The organism is Paenarthrobacter sp. Y-19 (genome assembly GCF_029223985.1).
GTDB lineage: Bacteria > Actinomycetota > Actinomycetes > Actinomycetales > Micrococcaceae > Arthrobacter > Arthrobacter nicotinovorans.
Genome location: NZ_CP119414.1, coordinates 1,883,917 through 1,898,847, shown reverse-complemented (window position 1 = coordinate 1,898,847; position 14,931 = coordinate 1,883,917). Strand labels below are relative to the sequence as shown.

General features: G+C 62.8%; 13 protein-coding genes. All 13 read right to left on the bottom strand.

The window, feature by feature from the left end; all coding sequences use genetic code 11:
* Positions 1–10: 10 nt before the first annotated feature.
* The 13 genes from PYR64_RS08770 to arc all read right to left on the bottom strand — a co-directional run bounded on the left by PYR64_RS08770 (position 11) and on the right by arc (position 14,930).
* The gene (locus PYR64_RS08770) at positions 11–2,980 is read right to left on the bottom strand and encodes a DEAD/DEAH box helicase (RefSeq protein WP_275779474.1); all 2,970 of its coding nucleotides are present in this window, start codon (positions 2,978–2,980) and stop codon (positions 11–13) included.
* 24 nt (positions 2,981–3,004) lie between these two features.
* The gene (tatC, locus tag PYR64_RS08765) at positions 3,005–3,841 is read right to left on the bottom strand and encodes a twin-arginine translocase subunit TatC (RefSeq protein ID WP_018777654.1); all 837 of its coding nucleotides are present in this window, start codon (positions 3,839–3,841) and stop codon (positions 3,005–3,007) included.
* Between the two features lie 6 nt (positions 3,842–3,847).
* Positions 3,848–4,132, bottom strand: coding sequence for a Sec-independent protein translocase subunit TatA (tatA, locus tag PYR64_RS08760; RefSeq protein ID WP_018777653.1), 285 nt, complete (start codon positions 4,130–4,132; stop codon positions 3,848–3,850).
* A 36-nt stretch (positions 4,133–4,168) separates the two neighbouring features.
* Positions 4,169–4,519 (bottom strand): hypothetical protein, encoded by a 351-nt coding sequence (locus tag PYR64_RS08755; RefSeq protein WP_064722161.1) that lies wholly within the window; start codon positions 4,517–4,519, stop codon positions 4,169–4,171.
* A gap of 9 nt (positions 4,520–4,528) precedes the next feature.
* Positions 4,529–6,547, bottom strand: coding sequence for a WYL domain-containing protein (locus PYR64_RS08750; RefSeq protein WP_189075550.1), 2,019 nt, complete (start codon positions 6,545–6,547; stop codon positions 4,529–4,531).
* 95 nt (positions 6,548–6,642) lie between these two features.
* Positions 6,643–7,038 carry an FKBP-type peptidyl-prolyl cis-trans isomerase gene (locus tag PYR64_RS08745; protein WP_017200957.1) on the bottom strand — a complete coding sequence of 132 codons (396 nt, stop codon included), beginning with the start codon at positions 7,036–7,038 and terminating at the stop codon, positions 6,643–6,645.
* A 74-nt stretch (positions 7,039–7,112) separates the two neighbouring features.
* Positions 7,113–8,036: an FKBP-type peptidyl-prolyl cis-trans isomerase gene (locus tag PYR64_RS08740; RefSeq protein WP_055975826.1), complete on the bottom strand. Its 924-nt coding sequence runs from the start codon at positions 8,034–8,036 to the stop codon at positions 7,113–7,115.
* Positions 8,037–8,165: 129 nt separating this feature from the next.
* The gene (gene pafA / locus PYR64_RS08735; protein ID WP_018777649.1) at positions 8,166–9,530 is read right to left on the bottom strand and encodes a Pup--protein ligase; all 1,365 of its coding nucleotides are present in this window, start codon (positions 9,528–9,530) and stop codon (positions 8,166–8,168) included.
* A gap of 1 nt (position 9,531) precedes the next feature.
* Positions 9,532–10,239: a proteasome subunit alpha gene (gene prcA, locus PYR64_RS08730; protein ID WP_039241301.1), complete on the bottom strand. Its 708-nt coding sequence runs from the start codon at positions 10,237–10,239 to the stop codon at positions 9,532–9,534.
* Between the two features lies 1 nt (position 10,240).
* Positions 10,241–11,050, bottom strand: a complete 810-nt coding sequence (prcB, locus tag PYR64_RS08725) for a proteasome subunit beta (protein ID WP_275779467.1) — start codon at positions 11,048–11,050, stop codon at positions 10,241–10,243.
* A 78-nt stretch (positions 11,051–11,128) separates the two neighbouring features.
* Positions 11,129–11,332: a ubiquitin-like protein Pup gene (locus PYR64_RS08720; RefSeq protein ID WP_018777646.1), complete on the bottom strand. Its 204-nt coding sequence runs from the start codon at positions 11,330–11,332 to the stop codon at positions 11,129–11,131.
* Between the two features lie 119 nt (positions 11,333–11,451).
* Entirely contained in the window at positions 11,452–13,071 is a 1,620-nt protein-coding gene (dop, locus tag PYR64_RS08715; RefSeq protein ID WP_018777645.1) for a depupylase/deamidase Dop, read from the bottom strand.
* A 50-nt stretch (positions 13,072–13,121) separates the two neighbouring features.
* Positions 13,122–14,930: a proteasome ATPase gene (gene arc, locus PYR64_RS08710; protein WP_275779464.1), complete on the bottom strand. Its 1,809-nt coding sequence runs from the start codon at positions 14,928–14,930 to the stop codon at positions 13,122–13,124.
* Between the last annotated feature and the right edge of the window lies 1 nt (position 14,931).

Sequence of the window (14,931 nt, the reverse complement as noted above, 5' to 3'; positions counted from 1 at the left end):
GGACGGCCGGCTAGGCCACCGTGGAGTATGCCACCACGCCGCGGCGGACCAAATCGATCGCCTCCCGGCAAATCCTGGCCAAGCGGGGGTCGAGCTGCGGGATTTTGGCGAGCTGGTCCAGGAGGTCCACTACCTGCTTGGCCCAGCGGACGAAATCTCCGGCCGCCAGGTCTGTTCCGCTGAGCACCTCCTGGAGATGGCGGCCCTTGGCCCACTTGTACATGGGCCACATCAAACCGAGTTCCGGCTCGCCGGTCAGCGGGAGCCGGTGTTGCTCCTCGGTGTCCTCCAGTCGAGACCACTCACGGACAACCACGTCCACGGCCGTTTCCAGCGAGACGGTAGGCATCTTCGGGCGAAGCCCGCGGTCTTCACGCTTGGCCTGGTAGACCAGCGTACTGGCGAAGGAAGCCAGTTCTGCCGCATCGAGGTCGTTGACGGCACCCTGCCGGATGGACTGGGAAATGAGCAGGTCTTTCTCCCCGTAGATCCGGCGAAGGCGCTGCCCGTCGGCACTGATGGTGACGTCGCCGGCGTCGTTTGTTTCCAGGTACCCGTAAACGGAGAGGACCTCACACACACGGTCGAAGGTTTTCGCGATGGTGTTGGTACGGCCTTGAATCTGGCGCACCAGCCCGTCGGTCTCCTTGCGGAGCTTCCACCAGCGCTCGGACCACCGCGCATGGTCCTCCCGCTCGCTGCAGCCATGGCAGGGGTGGGCCCGGAGTGCGCGCCGGAGATCCGCAATCTTCTTCTCCTGGTCCGGCAGGCGGGCCCCCAGGCCGAAGTCCTCATGCCGGCTGTTCCGGTGGCGTTGGGGTGCGTCCTCACTGATGGCATGGCGCATGGACGAGGCGAGGTCGCGGCGGGACTTTGGCACCTTGGCATTGAACGACTTGGGAATGCGGATCCGGGTTACCGGTGACACGGGACCGTCGAGGTCGTGGACGCCGATCCGGCGGAGCTGGTTGTCCTGGGTCAGTACCGAGGGCCGTGGTTCGCGGGCGTTGGGGTCAACATCAAGGACCACCGCGTGCCCCGCGAGCCGGCCGCTGTAGACGCTGATGACGTCACCCGGGATCAGCCGTGCCAGCGAATCAGCGACGCGTGATTTGCGCGCACGTTGGTGGTCGCGGGCGGCATGGTTTTCCGCGTCGCTGAGTTCGCGCCGGAGCTTGGCGTACTCGGTGAAATCGCCCAGATGGCAGCTCATGGACTTGGCGTATCCCGCCAGTGACTCTTCCCGCCCACGGACCTGTCGGGCAAGGCCCACTACGGATCGGTCGGCCTGGAACTGCGCGAAGGAGGACTCCAGGATCTCCCGTGCCCTCACGCGTCCGAACTGGGCAATGAGGTTGATGCTCATGTTGTAGGTGGGCCTGAAGCTGGAGTTCAGGGGGTAGGTGCGCCTGGATGCCAGGCCGGCTACTGCCGCGGGATCCGTCCCGGGTTGCCACAACACAACGGCATGGCCTTCGACGTCGATCCCCCGCCTTCCGGCGCGACCCGTCAGCTGGGTGTACTCACCCGCTGTGATGTTGACGTGTGCTTCGCCGTTGAACTTCTCGAGCTTTTCCAGGACCACGCACCGGGCGGGCATGTTGACCCCCAACGCGAGCGTTTCCGTGGCGAAGACCGCTTTGACCAGGCCGTCGGCGAAGAGCTTTTCCACCACTTCCTTGAAAGTGGGGAGCATACCGGCATGGTGGGCGGCGAAGCCCCTGACCAACCCGTCACGCCAACCCCAGAAGCCGAGAACATCGAGGTCGTCCGCAGGGATCTCGTGGCTCGCTTCGTCCACGCGCTGGGCGATGATCTGTTGCTCCCGCTCAGTGGTGAGCCACAGGCCGGACGCTGCGCACTGGGCCACGGCACCATCACAGCCTGCGCGGGAGAAGATGAAGGTGATGGCAGGCAGGAGGTCCTGCCGCCGGAGGCTTTCGATGACCTGCGGGCGGCTCGCCTTGCGTACAGGACTGCGTTGTTCGGACTGCTGGCGCTCGTCACGGTTCCGGTCCTGACGACGGCGGCTGCGGCCACCGTGGCCGAACCGTCCGTTCATGTTCATCCGGCTCTCTGAACGTGCCATGGCCAGGAGGTCAGGATTGACCTCGAATTCGGGTCCGGTCACTGCCTGGCGCACCTTCGTGGCGGACGTTTGCTTGGAAGAGACGCGGCGGCCATTGCTCGGTTCGCTGGATACCTCGCCGGCTTCCGAGAGATCGGGCGCGTCGGTTTCCTGGGCTCCCGGGGCAACCGGCGCGATTTCGTCGAAAGTGGTATCGCCAGCGAAGAGATCCACGATTTCCCGGCCCACCATGACGTGCTGCCACAGAGGCACGGGACGATGCTCGGACACGATCACGTCAGTATCGCCCCGCACAGTGTCCAGCCACGCACCGAACTCTTCGGCGTTGGATACGGTGGCACTCAGTGATGCCACCTGGACCTCGCTGGGCAGGTGGATGATCACCTCTTCCCAGACTGCACCGCGGAAGCGGTCGGCCAGGTAGTGGACTTCGTCCATCACGACGAAACCGAGGTCGCTGAGCGTCTCGGAATCCGCGTACAGCATGTTCCGGAGGACTTCGGTGGTCATCACCACTACCGGTGCTTCACCGTTGATGGTGGTGTCGCCTGTCAGCAGACCGACGTTGGCCGCACCGTACTTTTCTGCCAGTTCCGAGTACTTCTGGTTGCTCAGGGCCTTGATGGGAGTGGTATAGAAAGCCTTGAGCCCCCGCTGAAGGGCCAGGAAGATGGCGAATTCCCCGACGATCGTCTTGCCGGCACCGGTTGGGGCTGCCACCAATACTCCCCGGCCCTCCTGCAGGGACTTGCAGGCTTCGCGCTGGAAATCATCCAGCTCGAAGTTGAGCGAGCCGGCGAAAGCACCGAGATAGGTTTTAGCCTCGGCCGCCCTCTGGGCTGCAGCCTGGTAACGCTCTGATGGAGAAGGAGACCCGGGAAACGAAGACATGCATCAAGCCTAGTGGCCCAAGGTCTAGAGATTCTCCAGATCGGAGGCCGGGGTGGCGATATCCGCAGTGGCCTCCGTCTCGGCAGCCCGCTTGATGGCGCGGCGTTCACGACGGCGGTCGTTGAGGAGGCAAACCCCAATGGCTGCGAAAAACAGCAACAGCATGGGTGCTGCCAGGTAGAACATGCTCATGGCATCCGCGCCCGGGGCGGCCATGGCGGCGAACAAGCACACCAGGAAAATGGTGATGCGCCAGCTCTTGACGAGCTGCTTTCCTTTGACGATGCCGGCCAGGTTCAGACCAACAAGCACCACCGGAACCAGGAAGGCAATGCCGAACGCCAACAGGAGCCGGAGGACGAACGCAAGGTAAATTTCGGCGCTGATGAAGTTTGAACCGCCAATGGGGGTGAAATCCGTCAGGACCCGCACGGCGTTGGGCAGGACAAGCCAGGCAAGAAGAACGCCACCGATAAACAACGGGACCGCCGCAGCCACGAATGACAACGCGAGTCGACGTTCTTTCTTGTGCAGGCCGGGCACAATGAAAGCCCAGAGTTGATAGATCCATACCGGGCTCGAAAGCAGCACGCCGAGGAATACCGAGACCTGGACCATGAGGTCGAACGAACTGGCTACGCCATCGAAGTTCAGTGTCGCAGCGCGACCCTCTTTTTCATTGAGGTCTTTGATCGGCTTGATCAGCGCCTCCAGGAGCGGCTGGTAGACAATGAAGCCCACCACTGTCCCGAGGATGACGCCGATTGCAGCCTTGAAGAGCCGGTTCTTCAGCTCCTTGAGATGGTCAAGAAGCGCCATCCGGGCTTCGGGGTTGGCCTTGCGCCCCTTCGTCTCTACCACTTCTCTTTAGACGCGGTTGGAGGGCGGAACGTCGGTCTCGCCGGTGTTCTGTGCCTTCACGTTCTGTGTCTTGGCGTCCGGGTGGCCCACGACCTTGCCTTCAACGGCGTCGGAACCGTCCTGGGAGTCCTTCGCCTCTGAAGAACCGTCCTTCTTCATTTCCCGGACTTCAGACTTGAAAATACGCATCGACTGCCCAATGCTGCGCGCCATGGACGGCAGCTTCGGTGCGGCAAAAAGCACCAGAGCCAGGACGATGATGATGATGAGATGCCAGCCTTCGAGCCTCATGTGGGGAGGTCCTTTCCTTTTGGATACATCCTACGTCTATCTGAATTCAATGTCGTGCAGGGATTGCGGCTGACCCCGCTCCGCTTTGCGTTGGACACGCTTTTGGCGGCGAACTTCCTGCCGGAAGGCTTTGGCCGTCAGGTAATCATGACGCATCTGATCCGGGGAGGCAAAAATTGCGGATCCCGGTGCGGCGCGGTCTTCGGCGACCTCCACATCGGAGGTTTCCGCGGCAGGAGAAAGGTTGCTGAAACGTTTCCCGGCGTCGCCCAAATCATGAACAGTGGCCATGAATTTCCTGAACAAGCGATAACCCAAGGTCAAGTGAAGGAGCAGGGCAAGAGCTACGAGTGCGATCCACAACAGGATCCAGAACCACCAAGGCATCTGAGTAGTCTAGCCAGCCTGGGCGTCGGAAGCAGAGTCGTACTGCGCCAGGGCAGCCCTCACCCAGGCGAGGGCCTTGTCTTGCAGGGCCTTTGGCTGGAGGATCCGTACCGTTCCACCATGCTGTGCCACGAACATGGGCAACCACCCTGCGTCACCGAACCGCACCTCGGCGAGCAGGCCGCCGTCGGGCAGTTGGGCGGTGCGTTCCGCGTAGTAGTCATCGGCAAGCCCGGCACCCTGGCGGGTCAGCTGGAGCACCACCTGGAGGTCGTCGTCGCTGGGGGTAAACAGCCGCGCGGGGAAGTCCTGGCCGGTCGGTGCGGGGCCCGCCACGGCCCGGCCATTCGGTTCCAGCGACTCCACCCTGTCCAACCTGAAATTCCTGATTCCGGCCTTGCTGTGGCAGTAGGCCTCGAAATACCAGGTGTTGTCCATCGAATAGAGCCGCAAAGGGTCGACGTCCCGCTCGGTTACCTCATCGCGCTGCAGCGACAAATACCGCAGACGCAGCTGTTGCCCGTCCCTGATCGCCTGCGTGATGGTGGCAAAGGCCTCGGACTGTTCCGGTGCCACCGACTGGCCGGCCACTGAACCGGCCAAGCGGCCGGCCTGCCCTGCAGCGCCGGTCAGCTTGATGGTGACAGATTCCAGTGCACTGCCGGCTTCGTCGCCGGCCACGCCAGCCAGTACGGGCAGATCCCCCAGCATGGCCAGGCCGGTCAGCAACGCGGCGGCCTCGTCCTCACTGAAACGGACCGGCCTGTTCAGGTCCAGATGCTCCGAGATATACACATGATCGTTTTCCCACTGTATGTCCAGCAGATCATCCGGGTAACCCTCGGGAAGGCCCGAACAGATGAGTATTTTGAGGTCATCGATCAGATCCTTGCGGGAGACGCCGAAACGGTCAGCGACCTCCTGGATATGCAGGCCCTGGTGATGGACCAGGAACGGCACCAACTGCAGCATCCTTGCCAACTGGTCTTCCGAAGTGCGCTTCCGGGCACGCGGTGCGCGTCCCGCTTCGGGGAACCCCACCTCCACTGCCGGTGCGGCGCCAAAGTCCTCTGCAGCCTTCAGGCGTCGGACGACGGCGGTGCGCAAGTCGGCCGGTTCTGACACCTTCACCTGCGGGCCGTAGGACGCCAGCTCCTCGGCGAGTTGTTCGGGATCCCTGAAATCAACCTGGATCCGGTCACGGACTCCCCCGTCAGCGGACTGTCCAGTGGCGATTGCCCTCTTGCGCAGCGCCAGCAAGCGGTCTTTGTCCACATCCAGGATGGCCTTTTGAAGTGGCAGCTCGTTGAGCGCAGCGAGCTCAGCCTTGGCGTTGAAGCCTGCCGGAGGTTCAAAACTGCTGCCCGCCACCAAGGTCAGTGCGGTGGTCATCCGCGAGAGCCGGAAGATTCTCTTGGCGCCTCTCCCCCTGTCGAAGCCCACCAGGTACCACTGGCCGAAGCGGCTGCCGAGCCCCCATGGCTCCACCTCGCGGGTTTCCTCGCGGCCGGTGCTGATGGCGAGGTAGCCGAAACGGACGGGGTGCCTGCCATGCATGGCGGCAACGACGTCGTCGAAAGCCTGTCCGGCCGGTTTGATCCGCGGCTGAACCCCCGCAGGAAGTTCGACGTCGGTGAATCCGCCGGCGGCCTGCAACTTACGGACGGCATTGGCGGCAGCATTTCCCAGGGCAGCGCGCTCCCACAGTTGGGCGGCCAGAAGGAGGACCGTGCACTCTGCCGGAGTCAGCTTCACTTCCGGCAGCCTGTTGGAGTCCTTACCGATCCTGTAGCGCGCTGAGGCAGGGTCATCGGCGCCGAAGCTGCTGGGGTCCATCAATGTCTCCACCTCGAAGCCGAACTGCTTGAGGTCGGCCTTGTCACGCTCAAACATGCGCCCAAAGGAGACATCGTTTCCGGCGGTATCGTGGTAGACCTTTTCGCGCAGCACGGAGCGTGAGAGCCCCACCTTGGTGTTGAGCAAAGCAAGGAGAAGGTTCAGGAGTCGTTCAGTGCGGGATGCGGACACGGTTGCTACGTTACTAAAGTCCAGCGGGAAAACAGCAAGGCGCGTCACCTGCCGGTTGAACCGGGAGATGACGCGCCGTGCAGAACAGCTGTTTCCTAGCGGACAGCTACGAGGTCAACCACGAAGATCAGTGCTTCGTTCGGCTTGATGGCTCCACCGGCGCCGCGGGAGCCGTAGGCCAGCTCCGAGGGGATTTCCAGGCGACGGCGGCCGCCAACCTTCATGCCCAGGAGGCCCTGGTCCCAGCCCTGAATGACCTGGCCGACTCCGACGCGGAAGTCAAGGGGAGCCCCACGGCCCCAGGAAGCGTCGAACTCTTCGCCGGTTGACCAGGCAACGCCCACGTAGTGGGTGGACACGGTGTCTCCGGCCTTGGCCTCAGGACCCGTTCCCTCGATGAGGTCCGTGATGACGAGGTCCGTGGGGACGTCGCCTTCGGGGAAATCGATCTCCGGCTTGGTGCGGTCGAAGTCACGCTGACCAAATGACATGGGTACTCCTTGGTGTCAGTGATGAATTGGTGTCAGGAACCAGCCTAAGCCAGTGCCTGCATTTTCCGCTGGGGTTACTTAACGCCCAGGATGTCCACGACGAAGACGAGGTCGCCCTTGGCTTCGCCCTGCCCGGCTGCGCCGTAGGCGAGGTCCTGCGGAATCACCAAGAGCACGCGGGAGCCGACAGTCTTGCCCTCCAGCCCCTGGGTCCAGCCCTTGATTACGCCGGTGAGCGGGAAACTGGTGGACTTTCCGCGGTCGTAACTGGAATCGAACTTGGTACCGCCCACGAGGTTCACACCTACGTAGTTCACGGTCAAGGTGTCGGTTGCCTTGACGACTGCACCCTTGCCCTTGATGAGATCCTGGGCAATAAGTTCCTTGGGCGCAGCAACACCGTCAACGGAGATCTGCGGGATTCCCTTGTCGTCTTCCTTCACCGTTGGCAGACCGGCGGGAGGAGTGACAGTATCGCCTTCGGGCTTGTCCAGCACGGGGGCCGGATCCTTGGCCGAGAGCAGCTTGAAGACGACCAGCTGCGTAGAGGCGGCCGGTGAAGCCGAGGCGTTGCCGGGAGCTGCGAAGGCAATCTGTGAGCCGATCTTGGCTCCAACGATTGCGTTGTAGATCTGCTGGTTGCCGGACTTCAGTTCGTCCGTCAAGTCGATCGGCTGAGGCCCGTTGGTGTAGGCGTCTTCCACCGTCTTGCCGTCGTTGCCGTCGACGGCCACGTAGACAAGCTCAGCCGTCTGGCCGGCCTTTACGCGCTCTCCGTCACCTTCGACAACCACCTTGACGGTGGGCTCGGTGACGCTCAGCGGCTTCGAGAACTCAACGCCGGGGGCCTTGTCGTTACCGTTATCCGTCACTTTCACGGAGTCGAGCTTGGAGAGGTCACCGGCGGACTGGCTGGTGGGCTCGGCGGCCGGGTTGCTTCCGCCGCACGCGGTAATGAGCAGCAGGGCAGGAAGGAGAATTGCTAGGAGTCGGCGCACAAAAAAGACACTTTCGTCGGGGCAAGGGACACTCGGAACAGCGCAAGGCGCCTCCAAGCAGGTTGTCTCCTGGAAAGAGACCACTATCCAGAATAGCCCGGAAAGCTGGGAGCCAGCTTATAGGGACGTTCAGCCCATGGAGTCCAAGAGGGCATCCACCCGCTCATCTTCGCTCCGGAAGGGATCCTTGCAGAGGATGGTCTGGTGTGCGCGGTCGTTGAGCTTCAGGTGGACCCAGTCGACGGTGTAGTCACGGCCGAGCTCTTGTGCCCGACGGACAAAATCCCCGCGCAACTTTGCACGGGTGGTCTGCGGTGGTGCATCCACGGCGTCCTTGACGTCGGTCTCCGTGACCAGCCTGCGCGCAGCTCCCCTGGACTGGAGCAGGAAGAACAGACCCCGCTGCCTTGAGATGTCATGGTAGGTCAGGTCCAATTGCGCGATCCGCGGCGAATCCAGGCTGAGTCCATGCCGCCGCATATAGCTGTCCATGAGCTTCTTCTTGATGGCCCAGTCGACCTCGGTGTCGATGGTGCTGGTGTCACCGGACTCGATGGCGTCCAGCGTTCGCTTCCACAAGTCAAGGATGAGCGGAACATGCTGATTGTGGGCGCCGTTGGCCGCCACGAACTCCGTGACTTTGGTCAGGTACTCGCGCTGGATATCAAGGGCCGTGAGTTGCCTGCCGTTGGCGAGCCGGACGAGCGCCCGGCCTGTGAGGTCATGGGAGATCTCGCGGATGCTGCGGATGGGGTTTTCCATGCGCATGTCCCGCATGATGACACCGGACTCGATCATGCGGAGGATCAGGTCGACGGTGCCGACCTTGAGCAGAGCCGAGGTTTCGGACATGTTTGAGTCCCCCACGATCACGTGAAGGCGGCGGTAGAACTCGGCATCCGCATGGGGCTCGTCGCGCGTGTTGATGATGGGACGTGATCGGGTGGTTGCCGATGACACGCCTTCCCAGATGTGGTCGGCGCGTTGGGAGAAGGCAAAGGTGGCTCCGTGCGGAGTCTTCAGGACCTTGCCCGCCCCTGCGATCAACTGACGGGTGACCAGGAACGGAATCAGGATCTCCGCCAGGCGGGAGAATTCCCCGCGGCGCGGAATCAGGTAGTTCTCATGGCTGCCGTAGGAGTTGCCGGCCGAATCCGTATTGTTCTTGAAGAGATAGACGGTTCCGTTGAATCCCTCTGCGGCGAGCCTTGTCTGCGCTTCGTCCACGAGGTCGTCGAGAATGAGCTCGCCCGCCCGGTCGTGCGCGATGAGCTGGGCAAGGTCATCGCACTCGGCTGTGGCATATTCCGGGTGCGAGCCTACGTCCAGGTAAAGCCGCGAGCCGTTCGTCAGGAAGACGTTCGAAGACCTTCCCCAGCTGACGACCTTCCTGAAGAGGTACCGGGCCACTTCCTCAGGCGCCAGCGGGCGTGAATCCGGGCTGGAATAGGAAATCCCGAACTCTGTTTCGATGCCGAATATTCGTTTGTCCATCTCAGGCCTCCTCGTTGAGCAACCGGGTCATGTCCTCGGGCAGCAGGCGTCGGAACGCCCTGCGTGATCCGCGGTGGCTCTCCGACGCGCGGTAGAGGACTGCCGCCTCGACAGCGGTGGCCGGAAGGGCTTCCACTTCCTTGTCGACCGCCAGCGCGCGCAGGGCCAGACGCATGGCGCCGGCCAAACTGAGCTCGGACTCCCAAGCCCCGCGGACGACGTCGGAAATTTGATCTGCCAGGCCGCCCATGACCACGAAACCGTTCTCATCGGCGATGGAACCGTCGAAGGTCAGCCGGTAGAGGTGGTCCTGCTCCTGTGCCGCAGCGACCTCCGCTACCGCCAATTCCACCTCGAAAGGCTTTTGTTCTGCAGTGAACACAGCTCCCAGGCTTTGTGCGTACACGCTGGCCAGCCCGCGGGCCGTGACGTCTTCGCGGTCGTACGAGTAACCGCGGACGTCGGCATAGCGGACCCCGGCTTGCCGCAGGCTCTCGAACTCGTTGTACTTGCCCACCGCTGCGAAGGCAATTTTGTCGTAGATCTCCCCGATCTTATGCAGGGATGGTGACGGGTTCTCCGCGATCAGGGCGATGCCGTCGGCGCAGCTGATGACCACTACGGATCGGCCACGGGCGATGCCCTTCCGGGCGAAGTCCGCGCGGTCCTTCATCAGTTGTTCCGGAGAAACATAGAACTGCTGCGTCATGTCAGGCCTCCCGTCCGGCGATGGCGCGCGATTCAACGATTGCTCCGGCGATTGCTGCGAGGTCGCGCTCCGGGACCCTTCGGTTACCGGCTCTGTTCACGGTAAAGACCACCGGCCAAAGTTGGCGGACAGGGTCCGGACCGCCGGTCGCGGAATCGTCGTCCGCGGCGTCGTACAGGGCTTCGACTGCAACAGCGACCGCGTCTTCCTCGGAAAGGTTGGGCTTCCACAGCTTCTTCAGGGCGCCCCTGGCAAACACCGATCCTGAGCCTACTGAGTGGTGTTCCTGTTCTTCATAGCGGCCGCCCGTGACGTCGTAGGAGAACAGCCGGCCAATACCGCTGACGTGGTCGAATCCGGCGAACAGCGGGATAACGGCCATCCCCTGCATCGCCATCGGGAGATTTCCGCGGATCATGGCCCCCAGGCGGTTGGCCTTGCCCACCAGGCTCAGGAGCGTTCCCTCTATTTTTTCGTAATGCTCCAGCTCCACTTGGAACAGCCTGGTGATGTCGATGGCCAGGCCGGCCGTGCCGGCGATGCCCAGCACCGAATATTCATCGGCCGGAAAAACTTTCTCGATGTGCCGGCTGGCGATGACATTGCCCATCGTGGCGCGGCGATCGCCCGCCATCAGCACGCCGCCCGCATACGTCAGTGCGACGATCGTGGTGGCGTGCGGCGATGACGGCACGGTGCCGGCGGGAAGCGCCTGGCTGAAGGGAAGGAGTTCAGGACGAGAGCGTTGGAGATGCTCGGTAAATGAAGACGTTGCCTGGGTGGCCAGGGGGCCGTTTGATGGGTCCTGCATTGCTGCACTCCTTCGACTCTGCGTTCCGGTGCCCGGCGGCCTCACGCCGTCCGGGTTGTGAATCCTTGTACGGGCCGGTTACTGGCCGCCCTTTTGGACGAAAGCCCTGACGAATTCTTCGGCATTGGATTCCAGCACGCCGTCGATTTCGTCGAGGAGATCATCCACGCCCTGTGTTGCCTCGGATGCCTGGGCTTCGGGCGCTGCAGGCGGAGCCTCCGGGACGTCCACTTCTGCTTCGGTTTCCCGTGACTGTGGTTGTTGCTGTTCCTGAGCTGCCATTTTCTTTCTCCCTACTGTCAGTCCCCTGAAATTGGGGACTTCCTACTGCCATATTGCCACGCTGCGGGCCGCTTCGTACGGCTTGGACAAGTACGAATGTTGCTGTGCCGGACACGTTCTCAGGCCCTTGCCGCCGGCGGATTCTGGCCCAGCAATTCGGCCAGGAACGCACCGGCATCCTGGTGGCGGTCGAACAATGCGCCGGTCAGGGCCTGCGTCCCCCGCAAGGGCTCGCGGGTTGGTACCCGTTGGAGCTTTCCCAGCCCTGGAACGTCGAAGATGACCGAGTCCCAGCTGGCGCCGACAACGTCCCGGCCGAACCTCGAAACGCACCGGCCGCGGAAATATGCGCGGGTGTCCGACGGCGGCTCCGTCACCGCCCGGGCGATGTCGGCGTCGTCCACCACGCGCGTCATGCGGTTGTTGGACAGCAGCCGGTAGTACAGCCCTTTCTCGGGCCGGATATCGGACCACTGCAGGTCCACCAGGCCAAGCCTGGCGTCGTCCCAGCCCAGTCCGTCCCTGTTCCGGTACCCTTCCAGGATCGATTTCTTGGCCACCCACTCCACGGAAGACGCCGCAGATCCGACATCGGATCCCAGAGCAGTCAAAGTGGATTCCCAGCGCAGGAGGACGTCGTGGGTGTGGCCGTCTCCGGTCACCGAATCAGCCACACCGGTTTCCTGGGCAAGTTTTGCCGCGGCCTCGTAGTACATCCATTGAAGGTCCAGGGCCGTCACCCTGCGTCCATCCAGCAGCCGGACTGTAGCAGCAAGCGTTGTGTCATGGCTGACGGCCTGAAGCGCCTGGACCGGCTCGTGGACCTCGATTTTGGGCGCCTGACCGGCTTCAATGAGGCTCAGGACCATGGCTGTGGTCCCGAACTTGAGGTAGTTGGAGGCCTGGCTGAGGTTCGCGTCCCCGATGATGACGTGCAAGCGGCGATACTTGTCCGCCGTGGCGTGCGGTTCGTCCCGGGTGTTGATGATGGGACGGCGGATCGTGGTCTCCAGCCCCACCTCCGCTTCGAAGAAATCGGCCCGTTGGCTGATCTGGTAACCGGGGGTGGAACTGTCCTGCCCCAAGCCCACGCGACCAGCACCGCAGGTCACCTGCCGGGACACGAAGAACGGCGTCAGGCCCCGGATGATGTCACCGAATGGAACCGAACGTGGCATGAGGTAGTTCTCGTGTGAGCCATAGGAGACCGACTTGTTGTCGGTGTTGTTCTTGTAGAGGTTTATGGCAGGCAGGCTGGTATCAGCAGCAACCTTCCGGACTGTGGCAAGCGCTACGACGTCGCCGGCTGCATCCCAGGTCACGGCATCCCTGGGGTTGGTGACCTCCGGGCTGGAATACTCCGGGTGCGCATGGTCCACGTAGAGACGCGCACCGTTGCCCAGGACCATGTTCATCAGCAGCGAACCGGATTCATCCGCGCCATCCAGTTCCAGTTCCTGCCGGCCGTACGCCAAGGCGACGGCTTCGGCGTCGAGAACCGGTGGCTGGTCGGTGAGCTGGCTGGGGTCGGCAGCCGCGCGGTCCACGGTCCAGCCCCGGGCGTCGTGCAGCGGCTCTTCGTCGGTGTAGTCCCAACGCGTCTCCGCTCCTCCTGCCGCCCGTTGCCGGGTCACTGTGGCGTAGGCCTGGATGATCCTGGCGGACATCATGGTGGCGTTCGCGCCGGGTGCCGACGGCGCGTGGATACCGTATTCCGTTTCCGAGCCCATGACACGCATTGCACCGCCAGCAGGCAAGCTTCCGGCCTGTGTACCTTCGGGTCTTGCTGTCACAGGTACTGGCCCGTGTTGGCTGTGGTTTCGATGGACTTGCCCGGTTCCTGACCGGCCTTGCCCTGGACGATGGTACGGATGTAAGTGATTCGTTCACCCTTCTTGCCCGAAATCCGTGCCCAGTCATCCGGGTTCGTGGTGTTCGGCATGTCCTCGTGCTCGCGGAACTCATCCACCACCGCGCGCAGCAGGTGCTCGATCCGAAGACCCTTCTGGTTGTTGGTCAGAAGGTCCTTGATGGCGTACTTCTTGGCTCTGTCGACCACGTTCTGGACGACGGCGCCCGAATTGAAGTCCTTGAAGTAGAGCATCTCGGTGTCACCGTTGGCGTACGTGACCTCGAGGTATTCATTGGACTTCTCGGTGGAATACATGGCTTCCACGGTGCGCTGGACCATGGCATCCACTGTGGCCTGGACGTCTCCCCCGTACTCGGCGAGGTCCTGGGCATGGAACGGCAGGTCCGTGGTGATGTACTTGCCGAAAATGTCCGCCGCTGCTTCGGCATCAGGCCGCTGGATCTTTACTTTTACGTCCAGCCGTCCCGGACGGAGGATGGCGGGATCGATCATGTCCTCGCGGTTGGAGGCGCCAATGACGATCACGTTGTCCAAACGCTCCACGCCGTCGATTTCGCTGAGCAGCTGCGGCACGATGGTGGTTTCGACGTCGGATGAGACCCCGGTGCCGCGGGTGCGGAAGAGGGAGTCCATCTCATCGAAGAAAACTACGACGGGGCTGCCGTCCGAGGCCTTTTCGCGGGCCCGCGCAAAAATCAGGCGGATGTGGCGCTCAGTCTCGCCCACGTACTTGTCCAGGAGCTCGGGGCCCTTGATGTTCAGGAAGTAGCTCTTGAGGTCGGTGTTGCCGGCGCGTTCTGCCGCGCGGGCCGCAAGGGAGTTTGCCACCGCTTTGGCGATGAGGGTCTTGCCGCAACCCGGAGGGCCGTAGAGCAGGATTCCCTTGGGGGCCTTCAGGCCATGTTCGCGGTAAAGGTCCGGATGCAGGAACGGCAGTTCGACGGCGTCGCGGATCTGTTCGATCTGCGGACCAAGTCCGCCGATGTCCTGGTAGGTGATGTCCGGGACTTCCTCCAGGACCAGGTTCTCCACTTCGGCGCGCGGGACCTTCTCCAAGGCGTAACCCGTCCGCGAGTCCAGTGACAAGGCGTCGCCGACCTTCAAGTGAAGTTCCTGGAGGGCACCGGAGAGCCGGACCACCCGTTCTTCGTCGGCGCGACCGACCACCAAGGCGCGTTCCTTGCCCAGCATTTCCTTCAGGGTGACCAGCTCGCCGGCCCGCTCGTATCCGAGCCCTGCCACGATAAGGAGCGCCTCATTGAGCAGGACTTCCTGGCCGACAGCCAGCTGGTTGAGGTTCACCAGCGGGCTGACACCCACCCGCATCTTTCGGCCCGCATTGAAAATGTCCACTGACTCTTCGGTGGCCGCCTGCCCGGAGTTACCGGGGGCCGGCTGCTTCCGGGGGTTGATCTGGAGCACCGTGCCGAAGCTGTAGGGCGGCTGTCCTTCTTGCTCCAGTGCACCTTTGAGACGAAGTATTTCGGCCTTGGCCGTTTCCAGCATGCTGACAAGCTTGCTGTTGTTCTGCGTGGCGGCAGCCAGCTGGCGGTCAATGTGGCGGAGTTTGTCCCGAAGGATGTTGATCTGCCGTTCGGCAACAGTCAGGTCCGTCGAAGGTTCCTGCGGTTGAACCGGGGCGGGACCCCGGTCCGCCCTCTCCTCTGCCGCTGTGTTTGCATCCTCCGGCGTCGGCCGTCCAAGGTCGTTGTTTGGCGTATCCACG